The sequence below is a fragment of the Serratia sp. CY81684 genome, assembly GCF_052166595.1.
GTDB classification, from domain to species: domain Bacteria; phylum Pseudomonadota; class Gammaproteobacteria; order Enterobacterales; family Enterobacteriaceae; genus Serratia; species Serratia nematodiphila.
This window is the reverse complement of record NZ_JBJNOO010000008.1, coordinates 84,297-103,234: the sequence shown is the minus strand read 5'-3', so window position 1 is coordinate 103,234 and position 18,938 is coordinate 84,297. Positions and strand designations below refer to the sequence as shown.

General features: G+C 61.9%; 17 protein-coding genes. 5 read left to right on the top strand and 12 right to left on the bottom strand.

What is annotated here, in order from left to right:
- Positions 1–58 precede the first annotated feature (58 nt).
- The 6 genes from ACJ8QF_RS23000 to fdnG all read right to left on the bottom strand — a co-directional run bounded on the left by ACJ8QF_RS23000 (position 59) and on the right by fdnG (position 6,988).
- Complete coding sequence (locus ACJ8QF_RS23000; protein WP_004934025.1) at positions 59–664, bottom strand: glutathione S-transferase; 606 nt, start codon at positions 662–664, stop codon at positions 59–61.
- A 35-nt stretch (positions 665–699) separates the two neighbouring features.
- Entirely contained in the window at positions 700–1,350 is a 651-nt protein-coding gene (locus ACJ8QF_RS22995; protein WP_004934023.1) for a DcrB-related protein, read from the bottom strand.
- A gap of 114 nt (positions 1,351–1,464) precedes the next feature.
- The gene (gene fdhE / locus ACJ8QF_RS22990) at positions 1,465–2,394 is read right to left on the bottom strand and encodes a formate dehydrogenase accessory protein FdhE (RefSeq protein ID WP_004934019.1); all 930 of its coding nucleotides are present in this window, start codon (positions 2,392–2,394) and stop codon (positions 1,465–1,467) included.
- The gene (gene fdoI / locus ACJ8QF_RS22985) at positions 2,394–3,029 is read right to left on the bottom strand and encodes a formate dehydrogenase cytochrome b556 subunit (RefSeq protein WP_004934017.1); all 636 of its coding nucleotides are present in this window, start codon (positions 3,027–3,029) and stop codon (positions 2,394–2,396) included. Before fdoI ends, fdhE begins: the two co-directional genes overlap by 1 nt.
- Complete coding sequence (gene fdxH / locus ACJ8QF_RS22980; protein WP_004934014.1) at positions 3,026–3,928, bottom strand: formate dehydrogenase subunit beta; 903 nt, start codon at positions 3,926–3,928, stop codon at positions 3,026–3,028. Before fdxH ends, fdoI begins: the two co-directional genes overlap by 4 nt.
- Positions 3,929–3,940: 12 nt before the next feature.
- The gene (fdnG, locus tag ACJ8QF_RS22975; RefSeq protein ID WP_103086119.1) at positions 3,941–6,988 is read right to left on the bottom strand and encodes a formate dehydrogenase-N subunit alpha; all 3,048 of its coding nucleotides are present in this window, start codon (positions 6,986–6,988) and stop codon (positions 3,941–3,943) included.
- Between the two features lie 416 nt (positions 6,989–7,404).
- On the opposite strand from fdnG, the gene sodA reads away from it, so the two are divergent.
- Together sodA and ACJ8QF_RS22965 are read left to right on the top strand one after the other, a co-directional pair.
- Positions 7,405–8,025 carry a superoxide dismutase [Mn] gene (gene sodA / locus ACJ8QF_RS22970; RefSeq protein WP_004934003.1) on the top strand — a complete coding sequence of 207 codons (621 nt, stop codon included), beginning with the start codon at positions 7,405–7,407 and terminating at the stop codon, positions 8,023–8,025.
- Positions 8,026–8,150: 125 nt separating this feature from the next.
- Positions 8,151–10,079 (top strand): methyl-accepting chemotaxis protein, encoded by a 1,929-nt coding sequence (locus ACJ8QF_RS22965; RefSeq protein WP_047025983.1) that lies wholly within the window; start codon positions 8,151–8,153, stop codon positions 10,077–10,079.
- A gap of 32 nt (positions 10,080–10,111) precedes the next feature.
- Here ACJ8QF_RS22965 and ACJ8QF_RS22960 read toward each other — a convergent pair whose 3' ends face one another.
- A complete protein-coding gene (locus ACJ8QF_RS22960; protein WP_049240365.1) occupies positions 10,112–10,726 on the bottom strand; it encodes a histidine phosphatase family protein in 615 nt (204 codons plus the stop codon).
- A gap of 131 nt (positions 10,727–10,857) precedes the next feature.
- On the opposite strand from ACJ8QF_RS22960, the gene yiiM reads away from it, so the two are divergent.
- Together yiiM and ACJ8QF_RS22950 are read left to right on the top strand one after the other, a co-directional pair.
- Complete coding sequence (yiiM, locus tag ACJ8QF_RS22955) at positions 10,858–11,529, top strand: 6-hydroxyaminopurine reductase (protein WP_147881514.1); 672 nt, start codon at positions 10,858–10,860, stop codon at positions 11,527–11,529.
- Between the two features lie 103 nt (positions 11,530–11,632).
- Positions 11,633–12,412 carry a class I SAM-dependent methyltransferase gene (locus tag ACJ8QF_RS22950; RefSeq protein WP_280631078.1) on the top strand — a complete coding sequence of 260 codons (780 nt, stop codon included), beginning with the start codon at positions 11,633–11,635 and terminating at the stop codon, positions 12,410–12,412.
- Between the two features lie 10 nt (positions 12,413–12,422).
- Here the strand turns inward: ACJ8QF_RS22950 and ACJ8QF_RS22945 are convergent, their stop codons facing one another.
- Entirely contained in the window at positions 12,423–12,785 is a 363-nt protein-coding gene (locus tag ACJ8QF_RS22945) for a YibL family ribosome-associated protein (protein ID WP_021504152.1), read from the bottom strand.
- A gap of 73 nt (positions 12,786–12,858) precedes the next feature.
- Complete coding sequence (locus ACJ8QF_RS22940) at positions 12,859–14,325, bottom strand: aminotransferase-like domain-containing protein (RefSeq protein ID WP_442537883.1); 1,467 nt, start codon at positions 14,323–14,325, stop codon at positions 12,859–12,861.
- 142 nt (positions 14,326–14,467) lie between these two features.
- On the opposite strand from ACJ8QF_RS22940, the gene ACJ8QF_RS22935 reads away from it, so the two are divergent.
- Complete coding sequence (locus ACJ8QF_RS22935; protein WP_275095300.1) at positions 14,468–15,076, top strand: LysE family translocator; 609 nt, start codon at positions 14,468–14,470, stop codon at positions 15,074–15,076.
- Here ACJ8QF_RS22935 and ACJ8QF_RS22930 read toward each other — a convergent pair.
- From ACJ8QF_RS22930 to ACJ8QF_RS22920, 3 genes are all read right to left on the bottom strand, one after another.
- Complete coding sequence (locus ACJ8QF_RS22930; RefSeq protein ID WP_016929575.1) at positions 15,073–15,624, bottom strand: MltR family transcriptional regulator; 552 nt, start codon at positions 15,622–15,624, stop codon at positions 15,073–15,075. The genes ACJ8QF_RS22935 and ACJ8QF_RS22930 overlap by 4 nt on opposite strands.
- Before the next feature lie 94 nt (positions 15,625–15,718).
- Positions 15,719–16,864: a mannitol-1-phosphate 5-dehydrogenase gene (locus ACJ8QF_RS22925; RefSeq protein ID WP_275095299.1), complete on the bottom strand. Its 1,146-nt coding sequence runs from the start codon at positions 16,862–16,864 to the stop codon at positions 15,719–15,721.
- A gap of 58 nt (positions 16,865–16,922) precedes the next feature.
- Positions 16,923–18,836 carry a PTS mannitol transporter subunit IICBA gene (locus ACJ8QF_RS22920; RefSeq protein WP_275095298.1) on the bottom strand — a complete coding sequence of 638 codons (1,914 nt, stop codon included), beginning with the start codon at positions 18,834–18,836 and terminating at the stop codon, positions 16,923–16,925.
- Positions 18,837–18,938: the final 102 nt, after the last annotated feature.

Genomic DNA, 18,938 nt, shown 5'->3' with positions numbered 1-18,938 from the left:
GGTTTTCAGTTTAAACGTATCGGCATAGCAAAACCCCGCCGCAGCGGGGAGAAAAAACTCAGGGCGGCGCAGTGCGGGCGAAGCTTTCGCGGGCGAACAGGCGTTCGGCCAGTTTGACCAGCGTCGGGCGTTCGACGCACCAGTTGGGCAGGATGCGGCGGAAATTGAGGTAGCCCAGCGCGCAGCCGGTGGCGATATCCGCCAGCGTCAGCCGCTCGGCATTGAGCCACGTTTTTTCCCGCGCCAGCGCCTCCAGGGCGTCCAAGCCCTGCGTCAGCTTGTCACGCTGGCGCAGCATCCAGTTTTCGTCCTGTTTTTCCGGCGCGCGCCGGCTTTCACGGAACAGCGTCGCCGCCGCTTCGGTCACGCCGTCCGCCAACGCCGCCACCTGGCGAACCCGCAATGCGGCGGCGCGTTCGGCCGGCAAAAACGCCGGCTCCACCGCCAGCAGCTCGAGGTATTCGGCCACCACCGGCGAGTCGTAAAACACCTCGCCGTCATCGGCGATCAGCACCGGCACCTTGGCGAGCGGGTTCAACTCCTTCACCCGGCTGCCGGGCTCATACGGCGGATCGTTGACGAACTCGAACGCAATCCCCTTCTCCAGCAGCATCACGGAAATCTTGCGCACAAAGGGGCTGGTGTAACTGCCGATAAGCTTCATCCGGTCTCCTCCGCTTCGTCCTGGCTGCGGCGTCCTTACTTCACCGCCAGGGTATCGATAATCCGCTGCACCAGCGCCTGATGCACTTCCGGCGTTTTGGCCGGCGACAGCATTTGCAACGTCACCACCCGCTTGTTGAACACCGTCAACACCAGGGTGGAGACCACCTTTTGCCCGTTAACGGTCTGTTCGGTATCCACCCGGCGAAACTTCTGTTTGCCGACGCTGAAGTTCTCTTCTTTGGTGGTCTGGATATTCTGATAGCGTTCGGCCAGCACCGTGATGGCGCTCTGCGTCAGCTCTTTCAGCATTTTGTCGCTGGTGTTGAGCTTCATGCCGTCCGGCGGGATCACTTCGGACGAGACCGCGCTCTGGCGCGACTTGCCGTCAAGGAAGCGCTGAATGGTGGAGGTGCTGTCGTTGATGATGCCGCTGTTCAGCGTTTGATCGCTAAAGCCCGGCGGCAGCTCGAAGGTGATCTTGCCCTTCTGCAGCGACACGTTCAGCCCCGGCGGCGCGGGCGGGGTTTCTACCGGCGCAGGCGGCGGCGGTGGCGCGGGCTGCGTCACGGTCGGCTTGGTGTCCGGCGGCGGCACCGCCGGTTTGGTGTCGTCTTTGTTGTCGCAGGCCGCCAGTCCAACCGCCAACACGGCGACCGCGGTCAGTTTTGCCAGGGTGTTTAACATCGTGGTTCCTTTCGCTTGGCGCGTTATGGCCTAAACGTAGCAACTCGCCCGGGCGATTGCCAGAAGCCCGTTCTGAAATTGCTCATCCGGCCCCGCGCGAACGGGGCCGGGCGGTTACTCCGCCGGGAACAGGAACGGATTGATGCTGCTGCGGCCGAAGCCTTCTTCTTCCATACGGGCATCCAGCACCAGCGAAGCCAGATCGTCGGCCACCGCTTCGACCTGCGGGTCTTTTTCCTGATAGAGGATCTTCAGGTAAGTGCCGCAGTCGCCGCAGCTCTCCGCCTTCACCGCCGCCTGCTCGCTGTCCAGCGACCAGTAGTTGAGATCGCGGGTCTGCTCGCAGTTGCTGCACTTCACCCGCACCACGTGCCATTCGCTTTCGCACAGGTTGCAGTGCAGGTAGCGCAGGCCGTTGACGGTGCCGATGTGTACCATGCTGGAGACCGGGATGCTGCCGCACACCGGGCAGAACTGGCGCTGCTCGCCGTATTCGGCGCGCGCCTTGCCGGGGATCAGGCTGGCCATCTGCGCCCAATAGAGCGACAGCGCGGCCCAGAGAAACGGCGCCTTCTCGCTGCCCACCTTGCCAAACTCGCGGTTGAGCAAGGCGTCGGCCATCAGCTCCAGCTCGTGCGCCGAGGCCTTCTCCAGGTTGTCCAGCACCGCCAGAATGTGTTCCGGCGCCTGCGGGCGCAGCTCGGCGATCAGCGACGTCAACAGCTTGCGCCAGTGCTCGCTGCGCGGGAACACGCTCAGATCGAGCGGCGGTTTGCCGCTGGCGGCGCCCTGCGCCAACGCTTCGCTAAGATCGAGCGCCAGCGGGTTATCGTGCAGCGCATGCTGCTGCGCCTGCGCCAGCTCGGCGGCAAAGTTCAGGTAGTCACCCAGCGGGTTGTCGACCGCCAGCTGACGCAGACGTTCGGCGCGGCGGCTGTACAGGCTTTTCAGGTTGGCGAAAAGTAACGGCGGGATGTTCTCCGCCGTTGTGGACTTCTCACGCTGTGCCCCTAACTGCTCTTTAGGAACGATGCGGATACTCATCAGGGTTTATCTTCCTGTCGTTTCTCGCGGACCTCACGGTACCAGCGCGGATGATGTTTCTTGGCCCAGGCCGCCGGCACCCAGCCTTCCACCATCGCGGTAATGGTGCCTTTTACCCACAATGCGGCGTAAATGTGCACCATAATCACGATGATAAGGCCGACCGCGGCCAGCGAATGTACCAGCAGCGCGATGCGGATCAGCGGAATGGAGAACGACGGCGCAAAATACGGCCGCCAGATCACCACGCCGCTGGCCAGCAGCAGCACCAGGCTGATAATCGCCGCCCAGAACACGCACTTCTGGCCGAAATTATAGCGCCCGGTGTCACCCACTTCCTCGTTCATGGCGATTTTGTGGATGTTCTTGGCCCAGACGATATCTTCCCGGTTGATCAGGTTGTGCTTCCAGTAGCGCAGGAACATCAGCAGGAACGCGGCGAACATGATCACCCCGACAAACGGGTGCAGAATGCGCGCCAGCTGCGGCGTCCCGAAGATGTTCATCAGCCAGTTGAAGGAGGGGAAGAAGAACCCCAGCCCGCTGATGGCGGCGAACACGAAGCAGAACGCCACGATCCAGTGGTTGATGCGCTCCGGCGCGCTGTAACGCTGAATGGGCTTTTCCTTTCTCATTTGCGCGTCTCCTCGTCGTGCGACTCGTCGTGCTCGTCCTCATCTTCGACGCGGTTAGGCCCGACGCCGACATAGTGGAACACGCTGGCCGCGAAGGTGGCGGCAAAGCCGATGGCCGCCAAGGGTTTCCACACGCCCTTCCAGAAGGTCACCGCCGGGCTGATGCTCGGGTTGTCCGGCAAACCGTGGTACAGCTGCGGTTTGTCGGCGTGGTGCAACACGTACATCACGTGCGTGCCGCCCACCCCCGCCGGATCGTACAGACCGGCGTTCTGGTAGCCGCGGGTATTCAGCTCGCTGACGCGATCCGCCGCCACCTGCTTCATCGCTTCCTTGGTGCCGAAGTGAATGGCGCCGGTCGGGCAGGTTTTCACGCAGGCCGGTTCCTGGCCGACGTCCACGCGGTCGACGCACAGGGTGCACTTGTACACCCGGTTGTCGTCCTTGTTCATGCGCGGCACGTCGAACGGGCAGCCGGCGATGCAGTAGCCGCAGCCGATGCAGTGCTCGGACTGGAAGTCGACGATGCCGTTGGCGTACTGAATGATCGCGCCTTCCGACGGGCAGGCCTTCAGGCAGCCCGGATCGGCGCAGTGCATGCAGCCGTCCTTGCGGATCAGCCATTCCAGCTTGCCGTTTTCCTCCACCTCGGAGAAGCGCATCACCGTCCACGACTTGGCGGTCAGATCGGCGGGGTTATCGTACACCCCGACGTTGTGTCCCACTTCGTCGCGGATGTCGTTCCATTCGGAACAGGCCACCTGACAGGCCTTGCAGCCGATACAGGTGGTGACATCGATCAGTTTGGCCACTTCTTCCTGGTGGTCACGGGCGCGCGGCGCCGGCGTGAAACCATTGGTGGCGGATTTACGAATGATGTCTTGAGATTGCATGGCCATAATTCGTCTCCGTTACACCTTTTCCACGTTGACCAGGAACGCCTTGAACTCCGGCGTTTGCGTATTGGCGTCGCCGACGAACGGCGTCAGCGTGTTGGCGATAAAGCCTTTCTTCGCCACCCCTTCGTAACCCCAGTGGATCGGGATGCCGATGGTGTCGACTTCCTGGCCGTGCACCTGCAGCGTGCGAATACGCTTGGTCACCACCGCCTTGGCCTTGATGTAGCCACGGTTGGAGCTGACTTTCACGGTATCGCCCTGCTTGATGCCCTTCTTCTCCGCCAGCTTTTCGCCGATTTCCACGAACTGTTCCGGCTGGGCGATGGCGTTCAGCCGCGCGTGCTTGGTCCAGTAGTGGAAGTGCTCGGTCAGACGATAGGTGGTGCCGACGTAAGGGAACTTGTCGGATTTGCCCATCGCCGCCAGATCGTCCTTGAACACGCGCGCCGCCGGGTTGGACACCACGTTCGGGTGCAGCGGGTTGGTGCCGAGCGGCGTTTCGAACGGCTCGTAGTGTTCAGGGAACGGCCCTTCCGCCATCTTGTCGGTGGCGAACAGGCGGCCCATGCCTTCCGGCTGCATGATGAACGGCCCGACGTCGCTGCCCGGCGCGGCGGTGCTGTAGTCCGGGATATCGGCCCCGACCCACTTGGCGCCGTCCCACTCCAACAGCTGGCGTTTCGGATCCCACGGTTTGCCCTGCGGATCCGCCGAGGCGCGGTTGTACAGAATGCGGCGGTTGAGCGGCCATGCCCAGGCCCAGCCCAGCGTATTGCCGAGGCCGGACGGATCGGCGTTGTCGCGCCGCGCCATCTGGTTGCCGGCCGGCGTCCAGCTGCCGGCGAAGATCCAGCAGCCGCTGGCGGTGGTGCCGTCGTCGCGCAATTGCGCGAACGAGCTGAGCAGTTCGCCTTTTTTCACCAGCACTTTGCCGTCGGCATCCAGCAGATCCGCCAGCGCCTTGCCGTTGTTCTCCTGCGCCACCTCTTCCGGCGCCGGGTTGTCCGGCGTCAGGTAGTCCCAGGTCATGTTCAGCACCTGCTCAGGCACCGCGCCACCGTCGCGCGCATACATCTCGCGCAGGCGGCTGAAGATGCCCGCCAGGATCTCGCCGTCGTTCAGCGCTTCACCCGGGGCGTCCGCGCCTTTCCAGTGCCACTGCAGCCAGCGGCCGGAGTTGACGATCGAGCCGTTCTCTTCGGCGAAGCAGGTGGACGGTAGGCGGAACACTTCGGTCTGGATCTGCGACGGATCCACTTCGTTGAACTCGCCGTGGTTCTGCCAGAAGTTGGAGGTCTCGGTGTTCAACGGATCGATGGTCACCAGGAACTTCAGCTTGGACAGTGAAGCCACCACCTTGTTTTTGTTCGGGAACGACGCCACCGGGTTAAAGCCCTGGCAGAAGTAGCCGTTGACCTTGCCCTGCGCCATCATCTCGAAGTACTGCAGCACGTCGTAGCCTTTGTCCCACTTCGGCAACCAGTCAAAGCCCCAGCTGTTGTCCTTCTGCGCCTTGTCGCCGTAGAAGGTCTTCATCATGCTGACGAAGAATTTCGGGTAGTTGCCCCAGTAGTTCACCTGGCCCGGCAGCAGCGCCTTCGGCGTGTTAGCCTTCAGGTAGGTCTCGAGATCGGTCTGTTTCTCCGACGGCAGCGTCAGGTAGCCCGGCAGGCTCTGCGACAGCAGGCCGAGATCGGTCAGACCCTGGATGTTGGAGTGGCCACGCAGCGCGTTGACGCCGCCGCCCGCCATGCCCATGTTGCCGAGCAGCAGCTGGATCATCGCCATGGTGCGGATGTTCTGTGCGCCGACCGAGTGCTGAGTCCAGCCCAGGGCGTACAGGAACGAAGCGGTCTTATCCGCCACGCAGGTTTCGGCGATGTATTCGCACACCTTGAGGAAATCGTCCTTCGGCGTGCCGCAGATGTTGCTCACCACGTCAGGCGTGTAGCGGCTCACGTGCTGCTTCAGCAGGTTCCACACGCAGCGCGGATCCTGCAGCGTGACGTCGCGCTTGGCGAAGCCGTTCTCGTCGAACTGGTAGTTCCAGGTGGTTTTGTCGTACTTGCGGTTTTCCGCGTCGTAGCCGCTGAACAAGCCGTCTTCGAAGGCAAAGTCTTCCCGCACCAGCAGGCTGGCGTTGGTGTAGGCCTCGACGTATTCGCGGTTAAATTTGTTGTTGGTCATCAGATACAGCAACACGCCCGACAGGAAAGCGATGTCGGTCCCGGAGCGGATCGGCGTGTAGAAGTCCGCCACCGATGCGGTTCGGGTAAAGCGCGGATCGATCACGATCAGCTTGGCATTGTTGTGTATTTTGGCTTCCATCGCCCAGCGGAACCCCACCGGATGCGCTTCCGCCGCATTACCGCCCATGACGATAATCAAATTCGCGTTCTTGATATCAACCCAGTGGTTGGTCATCGCACCGCGACCAAATGTTGGAGCAAGACTTGCTACCGTTGGTCCGTGTCAGACACGCGCCTGGTTGTCTACGGCAAGCATGCCGAGAGCGCGACTAAATTTTTGCGACAGAAAACCGGTTTCGTTGCTGGCGGCCGAGGCGCACAGCATGCCGGTGGTCAGCCAGCGGTTGACGGTAACGCCCTGGTCGTTGGTTTTGATGAAGTTGGCGTCACGGTCTTCCTTCACCAGCTTGGCGATGCGGGTAAAGGCGTCGTCCCAGCTGATGCGCTGCCATTTGTCCGACCCTGGCGCCCGGTATTCCGGGTACTTGAGGCGGCTTTCGCTGTGGATGAAGTCAACCAGGCCGGCGCCTTTCGGGCAAAGCGCGCCGCGGTTTACCGGGTGATCCGGATCCCCTTCGATATGGAAAATGCTTTCTTTGGCGTTTTTGGCGCCATCACCAAGGCTGTACATCAACAGCCCACAGCCGACGGAACAATACGTACAGGTATTACGGGTCTCGCGGGCGCGCAGCAGTTTGTACTGCCGGGTTTCCGCCAACGCCACTTCGGGGGCAAAGCCCAGCGCGGCCACCGTCGTTCCTGCCATACCGCCAGCGCAGATCTTAAAGAACTGCCTTCTGCTGACCTGCATGGGGGTCTCCTTTACTCTCGATTGTCACATTGTTCAAATGCGCCTGCCCGCTAGCGCGGCAAACGCGAATGTCACTGTTGTTATGCTTGCTACGAACGCCGGCCATATTACCACAGCGTGCTTGTGGTTGTTACACACTCGTGCTCATTCAGTGAACGCATTGGCACATTTCGATACATTTCGGCGTTGGCGCTCCCTACAGTATAGAGAGTAACCAACGCGCCGGGGCGGCGGTTCGACGCGGCCCCCCAGCGCCCTCTTCTATCAGCATGTTAACGCAACGATTTGTTCATTAACCACACAGTTCACAGGGCATTGATAATCATTTTCAATATCATTTAATTAACTATAATGATCCGACTGCTTACGCGGTGCTCGCCCTTTGCGCCGCCCATACACCACTGGAGATGATGATTATGAGTTATTCACTGCCATCCCTGCCTTACGCTTACGACGCACTGGAACCGCATTTCGACAAGCAGACGATGGAAATCCATCACACCAAACACCACCAGACCTACGTCAACAACGCCAACACCGTGCTGGAAGCCTACCCTGAGCTGGCCAAATACAGCGTTGAAGAGCTGATCCAGGATCTGGATAAAGTGCCTGCCGACAAACGCACCTTCATGCGTAACAACGCCGGCGGCCACGCCAACCACAGCTTCTTCTGGAAAAACCTGAAAACCGGCACCACGCTGGGCGGCGATCTGAAAGCGGCCATCGAGCGCGATTTCGGCAGCGTTGAGAAATTCCAGGAAGAGTTCGAGAAAGCCGCAGCCACCCGCTTCGGTTCCGGTTGGGCCTGGCTGGTGCTGAAAGACGGCAAGCTGGCCGTAGTGTCTACCGCCAACCAGGACAGCCCGCTGATGGGCGAAGCCGTCGCCGGCGCTTCCGGTTTCCCAATCATCGGCCTGGACGTGTGGGAACACGCTTACTACCTGAAATATCAGAACAAACGTCCTGACTACATCAAGGCGTTCTGGAACGTGGTCAACTGGGACGAAGCCGCCGCGCGCTTCGCCGCGAAGAAGTAATTCGCCCCCGTTGATGAAGATGCCCGCCGCCGGCGGGTATTTTTTTGCCTGAAATCCGCTAAAGTTTGACCACTTCCTGCCGATGGTTTGTTCAATTGACGTTCGCCCGGAGAAGGAAAAACGCTATGGCGGCATTGCAAGCATTGGCAGGAAAGTTCACCCATCTCACCGTAGGTAAAAAGCTCGGTCTCGGCTTCGCGCTGTTGCTGCTGTTGGCGGTCGTCATCGCCGGCACCGGGGCGCAATACCTGCACATCATCGAATCCCGCGCCGATCGCATCGACTTCAGCAACCGGCTGAACGAGGAGATCAACCAGGCCAAATACAACCGCGCCATGTACGGCCAGACCTACCAGCCGGAGTATCTGCAGAACAACCGCGCCAATATCGATAACGCCGTCAAACTGATAGACCAGGGCCAGGCGTTGGACTGGGACGCCCAAAGCCGCAAGGATCTGCAGCGTCTGGTGACGCTGATTGGGGAATATCAGCAGCAGCAAAAAATCTTTGAGCAGGCGGTCTCGGCCAAAGACGCGGTGCGCCAGAGCTGGAACATGTCGGAAGTGCAGGCCAGCCTAAGCCAGGTGGAGCGCCAGCTCACCAACGGCGATCTGCAGCTGGCCTTCATCCAGCTGAACCAGAAGCTGACCCAGGTGCGCTACGGCGCGCGCGGTCTGCTGCTGAGCCTGAACAAGGAAACCGAAGCGCCGCTGATGGCGGCCATCGATGACGCGCGCGACGCGGCCAATGCCTTGAGCCGCCGGGTCAGCGACGCGCAGCGCCCGCAGCTGCAACCGCTGCTGGCTGCCCTGGACGATTACAAAAACCGTATCGCGGCCTACCTGCCGGCCTATGAGCACGAGCAGCAGATCAGCCGACAGCTCGGTGAACGCGCGCATGAGATCGGCACGCTGGTGAACGCCTTTATGCAGGACGAACTGGCGCAGACGCGCAGCAACATCAACCTGGCGCAGCTGCAGATGGGCATCACCACCCTGATCGCGATTATCGCCGGAGTGCTTATCGCCTGGCGTATCACGCTGCAGATCACCCGTCCGCTGCAAAGTACGCTGGCGATGGCGGAACGCATCGCCGGCGGCGATCTGCGCCAGGCGCAGACCAGCACCCGCCGCGATGAGTTGGGGCAGTTGCTGAACGCGGTGGCGGCGATGAGCCAAAATCTGCGCACCATGATTGAGAAGATCCAGATGGGGGTCAGCCAGGTCTCCACCGCCTCCGCGGAAATCGCCGCCGGCAACACCGATCTCTCGTCCCGCACCGAGCAGCAGGCGGCGGCGGTCGAGGAAACCGCCGCCAGCATGGAGCAGCTGACCGCCACGGTGAAACAGAACGCCGACAACGCCCATCACGCCAATCAGCTGGCCACCGACGCCTCGCAGACCGCGCAGCAGGGCGGCAAGCTGGTGGAAAACGTGGTCAGCACCATGCGCGATATTTCCAGCAGTTCGCAGCGTATCGCCGAAATTACCACCCTGATCAACGGCATTGCCTTCCAGACCAACATCCTGGCGCTCAACGCCGCGGTGGAAGCGGCGCGCGCCGGCGAACAGGGCCGCGGCTTCTCGGTGGTCGCCAGCGAAGTGCGCAGCCTGGCGAGCCGCAGCGCCCAGGCGGCGAAGGAGATCGAAGGGCTGATCGCCGAATCGGTCAGCCGGGTGAAAACCGGCACCGAACTGGTGGAAAGCACCGGCAATACCATGGAGCAGATCGTCCGCTCGGTTACCCACGTGCGCGACATCATGGCCGAGATCGCCGCCGCCTCCGATGAACAGACGCGCGGCATCGCCCAGATTGGCCAGGCGATCGTCGAGATGGACCATACCACCCAGCAGAACGCCGCGCTGGTGGAAGAGTCCGCCGCCGCCGCCGATTCGCTGGAAGAGCAGGCCGACATGCTGTTGCAGAGCGTTTCGGTGTTCCGTTTGGCGGAGCAGACCGAACCCGCCGCCGTGAAAGCCGCCGCACCGAAAGCGCCGGCCGTAAAACCCGCGGCCGCCAACGCCGCAGCGGAAGAGAACTGGACCACCTTCTGACGCCCGCAGGCGAGGAATATCCGTTCCTCGCCCTATCTTTGTGGCAACAGGTGGGTCGCGACTCCCCAATTCAACAAATTAAAACCAGAGGCGGTCGCATCAAGCATTGCGTAGCCGCAATTGCGATGACCGTATCTGCGGAGGTCCTCCTGCGGGTCAGCCCCTTTAAGCCACCAAATCAGTGCCTGCAGAGCATGGCCGTGCGTAACAACACCAAGCGTTTGATTTTGTCCTTCGACAGCCAGATCGGACAGACAAGCCATCAGGCGCCAGGCAACCTCATAAGCATTCTCCCCTCCCGGAGCCGACGCCTCTGCCTTACCGGCAAAGAGGCACTGCGTCGCTTCAGGATAATCGCGCATGGCCTGCGCATAAGATAATCCTTCCAGTCGGCCAAAATCTTGCTCCTGCAAACGCTTATCCATTTGCACAGTGCAGCCACATCTCTCAGCCAACGTCTCCGCTGTCGTAAAAGCCCGGCCAGCCGGTGAACTGATCAACAAAGTGACCGATAACATTTGCAAGCGAGCGCCAAGCCCAGCGATTTGACGTCGCCCCTCTTCTGTCAGCGGACTGTCACTTCGCCCCTGAATAATCCCCGAGCGGTTCCATTCTGACTCCGCATGCCTCAATACAATGAAACGCATGGTTTTTTCTCGACGATAAAAGCCTAAATATAGACAGGAAAAACACATCCTTCCGTACAGGTAAACGCCGGGTAGTGTACGGGAACAACTCAGGCTATGCTGAGCCCTCGACGCGAGACACGGAGGCGCACATGCATCACCCAGACGTTTACATCGGCAGCATCCAACCCTATGAAGGCGGGCGCCCCAGCGCCATCGCCAAACGCCAGGTGGATGGCGCCATCCGGCTCACGCCGCTCGGGCTGGAAGGCGACGAACAGGCCGAAAAAAGCTATCACGGCGGGCCGGACCGCGCGCTGTGTCACTACCCGCGCGAGCATTACGCCCACTGGCGCGAGCAGTTTCCGGCGCAGGCCGAGCAGTTTTGCGCCCCGGCCTTCGGCGAGAACATCTCCACCGAAGGGCTGACCGAACACAATGTGTTTATGGGCGACATCTTCCGCTGGGGCGAGGCGCTGATCCAGGTCACCCAGCCGCGCTCGCCGTGCTTCAAGCTCAATTATCACTTCGCCATCGAGGACATTTCGCTGCTGATGCAGCAAAGCGGCCGCTGCGGCTGGCTGTATCGGGTGGTGTCGCCGGGCGCGGTCAGCGGCGATCGTCCGCTGGCGCTGGCGGCGCGCAACAGCGACGTGTCGGTGGCCGAAGCCATCGCCATCGCCTGGCACATGCCTTTCGACGCGGAACAGTATCGCCGCCTGTTGGCGGTGGCCGGCCTCTCCGCCAGCTGGAGCAAGACCATGCTCACGCGGCTCGCCGAAGGGCGCCTCGAGGACTTCAATCGCCGCCTGCTCGGCCGTTGAACGCGCGGGCGGAAAAGATGAAAAACGTGCGCCGGATGCCGCGCTAAACATTTTCTTCCGCCTATACTGTAGCCGCACGTTTTTTCAGCCAGGAGCCAGGTATATGACTACCCCGACCCATTCGATTCATCACGCCGCCGCCGAAGGCTATCAGGCCAATGCCGATCGCTATGTGAAAGGCCGGCCGGATTACCCGCCGGAAATCGCCGACTGGCTGCGTGACGTCATCGGCCTGCACGCCGGCATGACGGTCATCGATCTCGGCGCCGGTACCGGCAAGTTCACCCCGCGCCTGCTGGAAACCGGCGCGCAGGTGATCGCCGTCGAACCGGTGCCGCAAATGCTGGAAAAACTGTCGGCGGCGCTGCCGCAGGTGAAAACGCTGGCGGGCACCGCCGACGCGATCCCGCTACCGGACGAGTCGGTGGATGCGGTGGTGTGCGCCCAGTCCTTCCACTGGTTCGCCACGCCGCAGGCGCTGGCGGAAATCCAGCGCATTCTCAAGCCCGGCGGCAAACTCGGCCTAGTGTGGAACATGCGCGATGCGCGCGTCGGCTGGGTGCGTAAACTGAATCAGATCGTCGATAGCCACGAAGGCGATGCGCCGCGTTTCTATACCGGCGAATGGCGCAAGTTCTTCCCGTTCAAAGGCTTTGAACCGCTGCAGGAGCAGGTGTTTATGCTGGGCCACCGGGGCGCAGTGGAGGACGTGATCTACAACCGCGTGCGTTCAACCAGCTTTATCGCCGCGCTGCCGCCGCCGCAACAGGAGCAGGTTATCGATCAATTGCGCCAACTGGTGGCGGAAGAAGAGGAGCTGCAGGGCCAGGACACGGTCACCGTGCCCTATCAGACCAAGGCGTATTTCACGACCAAGGTCTGACGCCCGGGGTTCAGAACGCTTTCTTGGCGTAGCCGGTGACCGCTTTCAGGCCCATCTCGCGGCCCAGCGCGGTCATCGGGTGCACCACGATCAGCCCGCGCGCGCTTTTCTTCAGCGCGCCCATATCGGCCTGCTCTTTCTTGGTGATTTCACGGCTGAACGGCAGCTGGCTCAGCTTCTGCGCTTCGGCGCTCAGCTTCTCGCCGCGCACGTTTTTCAGGCGCTCGATCTCCGTCGCCAGCTTCTCTTTCTCTTTGGTGTGCTGCGCGATCAACTCAGGGTTGCCCTGTTGGATCACGGTGGCGTCCTTGTGGTTCAAGGCGTCCAGCAGGTCGCTCAGGCGCTTGATCTCTGCCTTTTCTTTCTCTTTCATGGTCTCTGGCCCGTTGTGCCCAAAATGGCACGCTAATCAATGATACCGGCATTGTAGCAAAAGGCGCGCGCCGTTACCCGTCCTGCGCAATGCCGGGCGGCAGGCCGCTCATCTCGCAGGCTTTGGCACCCAGCCGGGCCAGCGCCTGGGTGTAGCGCGCGTTGAACGGGTAGCAGCAGGAGAGCCGCAGCGCGTTGCGGTAACGCCCGCTGGGCGAATACAGGGTGCCCGGCGTCAAACAGATCTGCTCCTCCAGCAGCTGATGGAACAGCGCCACGCTGTCCACGCCGGGAGGGAATTCGACCCAGAACACGAAGCCGCCCGCCGGCTGCGTGGCCAGCGTGCCGCGCGGGAAATGCCGGGCGATCAGCGCCCGTGCCTCGTCCACCTGCGCCGCATAGCGCTTACGCAGGTTGCGCAAATGGTGATCGTAGCCGCCGCTCTCCAGGAAGGTCGCCAGCGTTTCCGACAGCAGCTGCGACTCGGACATCGACGACACCGCCTTCAGCTTGCGCAACGCCTCGTGAAAACGGCCGCCGCAGATCCAGCCGACGCGAAAATCCGGCGCCAGCGTTTTGGTAAAGCTGGAGCAAAACAGCACCCAGCCGTCGCGATCGAACGCCTTCACCGCCGGTGACAGCGCGCCGCCGAACTGGATCTCGGCATACAGCCCGTCTTCAATCAACGGCACCTGATGATCGTTCATCAGCCGCGCCAGCCGCTTTTTCGCCGCCAGCGGCATGGTGCAACCCAGCGGGTTTTGCACCGTCGGCATGGCGATCACCGCATTCAGCCGCTTCTCGTTCAATAGCAGCTCCAGCGCGTCCAACGACAGCCCCAGCTGCGGATCGGTAGGGATTTCCAGCGCTTTCAGCCCCAGGCTGGCCAGCAGCGGCAGCAGGTAAAAGTAGGTCGGCGACTCCAGCCCGACGCAGTCGCCCGGTTGGGTGGTGACGCGCAGCGCCAGCTGCAGCGCTTCCATGCAGCCGTGGGTCAGCACCACGTCGCCCGGCTCCAACAGCATGCCCAGCGTCATCGAGCGGCGAGCGATCTGCTGACGCAGCCGCAGGCTGCCGGGCGGCAACGGATACTGCCCGATCAGATCCGGCTGGCGGCGCAGCTGAGAGGACAGCATGCGCCCCAACTTGCCGCCGGGATAAAAGTCGCTGGTCTGCGGGCAGGCCAACGCAATGTTGGTGAAGGCCGGGTTTTGCTGGGCGGCGAACACGGTGTCGATCAGCGCCAGCACGTCGTCCGCCGGCGGTTCGATGCGCCCGCTGGGCGCCGAGGCCATCTTCAGCGCCGGCAGCGTGCTGCGGACATAAAACCCCGACTGCGGCCGCGCTTCAATCAGCCCGCGATCCTCCAGCGTGCGGTAAGCCGACACCACGGTATTGATGCTGACGCGATGGGTTTGCGCACAGCGCCGCACCGAAGGCAAGCGGTCGCCGGGCCGCAGCGTGCCGCGGTGAATGGCCTCGGCCAGCGTATCCGCCAGCTGCAGGTAACGGGTATCCGGGGTTTCATCGAGCAGGGTCACAGTTTCTCTCCAGGCAATGGGTACAGTTTACATTTTGCACAACTGTAACCATGACAATAGCCGATTTGTGATTCTGTCACCATCCCATCGCAGCGATTATGCTGATCCTCTCGTTATCACCGTCATTTTCAAGGAACCTGCCATGCTGGACTCCGCCTTTGTCAGCTACGTCACCGTCATGTCGATCACCCCCGGCCCCAACAACCTGCTGCTGGCCTCGTCGGGCGTCAACTTCGGCCTGCGCCGCACCCTGCCGATGCTGTTCGGCATCTGCGTCGGTTGTGCAGTACAGCTGGCGATCATTATCCCGCTGCTGGCGCTGGCGCTGAGCTGGGCCGGCGTCATCCGCTTCCCGCTGGCGGTGATCGGCTGCGCCTACCTGCTGTGGCTGTCATGGAAACTGTTTCAGGCGGCCTCGCCGGACGCCAAAGAGCAGGCGCAGCCGATGAGCCTGCTCAACGGCGCGCTGTTTCAGGCGGTCAACCCCAAGGCCTGGCTGATGGTGATCAACGTGGCGATCCTGTTCACCCCGCGCGAAGGCGCCACCTTTGTCCATACGCTGTCGGTCATCGCCGGTTTCGCGCTGCTGAACTTGCCTTGCGTGCTGCTGTGGGCGGTGCTGGGCGATCGGTTGCGCAACGCGCTGCGGGTCACCTGGAAGCTGCGGGTGTTCAACGGCACGATGTCCGGGCTGATGGCCGCCACCGCGCTGTGGTTGTTGTTCGACGAGTGGCGCGCGGCCTTTGCCTAGCCGCGGCCGAGAGGAGAAAGCCGAGAGGGTTGCTTGGCGCCGATGCCGGCGATCAGATCGGTAATGGACAACACCATGGTGGAGCGCACCATCTGCTGATAGCGCTGGCGCTGCATGGCGATCAGCGCTTCATCCGCCTCGCCCGGCTGCAGGAAAGTCGGCACCGGCGGCAGCGCGGCCACGCAGTGCAGCTCGCCGAACGGCCCGAGTATTTCGTCGTCGACGAAGCGGTATTCCGAACCGTCGTGGTTCAGCTCTTCACGCATCGCCATCAGCAGTTCGGCGTCTTCATATTCGTGGCGGGAGATCACCCCCAGCCCGTACATCAGCTTCAGGCGCACCGACAGCTCCCCCAGCGGGCCGCTGCCGGACAATAGCGGTTCGACGGCATATTTCACCGCATAGTCGTCCTTGCGGAATACCTGCACCACCAGCACGTTGAGCGCTTCCGCCAGCAGCTCTACCGCCGCGATCAGGAAGCTGCGCACCGTTTTGCCCGCGTTCAGCTTTTCCAGAACCTGGTTTTCAAATGCCTGTGCTTCTTCCATCGTCGCTTTTCGAAAGGCGTGGGGAGGGCCGTCGATGCCGAACTCGGGTTCCAGGAGCGCAGCAAGCTGCGCTCGGGTGTTCATCATCACGATTCTACTTGTGCATGGCGTTATACACAGCAACGGCCTCTTCTACAACCTCGCTTTCCGCCGGCAGGCCGGAAATTTGCGCCAGCGCGGCTTTCGGCCCGAGCGTGTTCAGCAATTCCGCCAACTCCAGCGCCTGCGGATCCTGTTCGCTGCGGTAACTCATGGCGGCGGCGATGCCCTGGATCAGGTTGGCATGCGGCAGGCCGTATTCCAGCGTGCCCAGCAGCGGTTTGATCAGGCGATCGCCGGCGCTCAGTTTGCGCAGCGGCTGGCGCCCCACGCGCTCGACGTCATCGTGCAGATACGGGTTTTCGAAGCGGCCGAGAATTTTGTTGATGTAGGCGGCGTGCTTGTCGGCGTCGAAGCCGTAACGCTTGATCAGCACCGCGCCGCTCTCTTCCATCGCCCCTTTCACCACGCGGCGGATCGCCGGGTCGAGAATGGCGTCGCGAATGGTTTGCAGCCCGGCCCGTTGGCCGAGGTAGGCGGTGATGGCATGGCCGGTGTTGAGGGTGAACAGCTTGCGCTCGACGAAGGCCATCAGGTTATCGGTCAGCTCCATGCCGGCGATCGCCGGAGGCTGGCCTTTAAACTGCTTCTGATCGACGATCCATTCGCTGAAGGTTTCCACCGTCACTTCCAGCGGATCGCTGCTGTCCGCCGGCGGCACGATGCGGTCGACCGCCGAATCGACGAAGCCGACGTGCTGCTCAACCCATGCCTGCTCGTCCTGCGGCAGCGCGGCAAACACATGCTGCTTCAGCTGGCTGGTGCCGCGCACCATGTTCTCACAGGCGATGATGTTCAGCGGCTGCACATTGCCCTGCTGATGGCGCAGCACCAGCCCTTTGGCGATCGTGCCGGCGATTTTGGCGAGAATTTGCGGGCCAACGGCGGTGGTCACCAGATCCGCCTCGGCGATCAGCGCCACCGCGGCTTCGCTGCCGCTGTTGACGGCGCTGACGTTGTTGACGCTCTCTACGCGCTCTTGCTCGCCCACCACATGCACCTGGTAGCTTTTACGGCTGTTCAGCAGATCCAGCACCGTTTGATTGACGTCGGCGAAGGTCAGCTCAACCCCGGCGTCCGCCAGCAGCTTGCCGATAAAACCGCGGCCGATATTCCCTGCGCCAAAATGTAATGCTTTCATAACTCTACCTTCTTAATGTCGAAGGGTGCAGCAAGCTGCACCCTTTAAAATGATTCTGTTATCCGGCTTTTTTGCCGCCGAGCAGGTCCAGCACTTCCTGGACACTGGTGGTATTCGCCAGCCGCTCGATCACGCTCTCGTCATCCAGCGCGTTGGTCAGGCTGGTGATCACCTGGATATGTTCGTTGTTGCGCGCGGCAATGCCGATCACCAGGCGCGCCACTTCGTCCTCTTCATCGCCGAAGCGCACGCCCTGCGGGTATTGGCAGAACACCACGCCGGTACGCAGCACCCGGTCTTTAGCCTCGATGGTGCCGTGCGGCACAGCGATCGACTCGCCCAGGTAGGTGGACGTGAGCTTTTCGCGCTCCAGCATCGCCGGCACGTATTCCGGCTCAACGTAACCGCCCTTCACCAGCTGCTCACCGGCGAAGCGGATCGCCTGCTCTTTGTCGCTGGCCTCCAGGTTGAGGAACACGTTGCTCTCGCTTAGCTTGAACAGCCCCGGTTCGCCGGCCTCTGCAGCCGCGTTCGCGCCGCTCTGCGGGGCCGCTGCGGCAGCGGTGTTCACCGCCAGCAAACGCTCAACCAGATCGCTGTATAGCTTGCTGTCGAGGAAGTTGGTCAGCGAGATGTGTTGGGCCTGCGGCGCGTGGCGCATCGCGCGCTCGGTCAGATCGCGGTGGGTGATCACCAGATCCACGTCGTCCGGCAGGCTGTTGATGGCGCTGTTGGTCACCGAGATGTTCTTCAGCCCGGCGTCGGCCACTTTCTTGCGCAGCACCCCGGCACCCATGGCGCTGGAACCCATGCCCGCATCGCAGGCGACGATGATTTTGCGCACGGTGCTCAGATCGCCGTCGACCGATGCCGGCGCCGCCGCGCCGCCTTTGGACTGCGATTTCATCTCTTGCATGCGACGGGTCGCGGCTTCCAGATCGTCATCCTCTTTCACCTTGGAGGTTTTCAACAGGAAAGCTGACACCACGAAGGAGACGGCAAAGGCTGCGCACACCGCCGCAATGTTGGCGAAATAGGCGCCTTTCGGGGTCATCGCCAGCACCGCCAGAATCGACCCAGGGGAGGCCGGAGACACCAGGCCACCGTTCAGCAGCGTCAGGGTGAAGACGCCGGTCATGCCGCCCAGGATCACCGCCAGCAGCAGACGCGGGTTCATCAGCACGTACGGGAAGTAGATTTCGTGGATGCCGCCCAGGAAGTGAATGATCGCCGCACCGCCGGCGGATTGCTTGGCGCTGCCGCGGCCGAAGAACATGTAGGCCATCAGCACGCCCATGCCCGGGCCTGGGTTGGCTTCGATCAGGAAGAATACCGACTTACCGACTTCCGTGGCCTGCTGGATACCCAGCGGCGAGAAGATGCCGTGGTTGATGGCGTTGTTCAGGAACAGGATTTTCGCCGGTTCAACGAAGATGGACGCCAGTGGCAACAGGTTGTTCTTCACCATCACGTGCACGCCCGCCGCCAGCAGCTTGGAGAGCACCTCCACCAGCGGCCCGATGCCCAGGAAAGCCAGGATTGCCAGCAGCATACCGATGATGCCGGCGGAGAAATTGTTCACCAGCATTTCAAAGCCGCTTTTGATCTTGCCGTCCACCCAGCGGTCGAAATGCTTGATAGCCCAGCCACCCAGCGGGCCGGCGATCATCGAACCGAGGAACATCGGCATGTCGGCGCCGACGATGACGCCCATGGTGGTGATGGCGCCGACCACGCCGCCGCGCTCGCCGCCCACCAGTCGTCCACCGGTGTAGCCGATCAGCAGCGGCAGCAGATAGGTGATCATCGGGCCGACCAGCTTGGCTAAGGTTTCATTCGGCAGCCAGCCGGTTGGAATGAATAGCGCGGTGATAATCCCCCAGGCGATAAAGGCGCCGATGTTGGGCATCACCATGTTGCTCAGGAAGCGGCCAAAGTTTTGCACTTTAACCTTGATGTCTGGTGAAAACATAAAACACACCCCTATTGTTACGCGCTGACAATAGAGCGCGTGATTATTGTTGTGACGATCCAGCCGTGTTGCCGCTGTATGCGAAACGGACTCTATCACGCT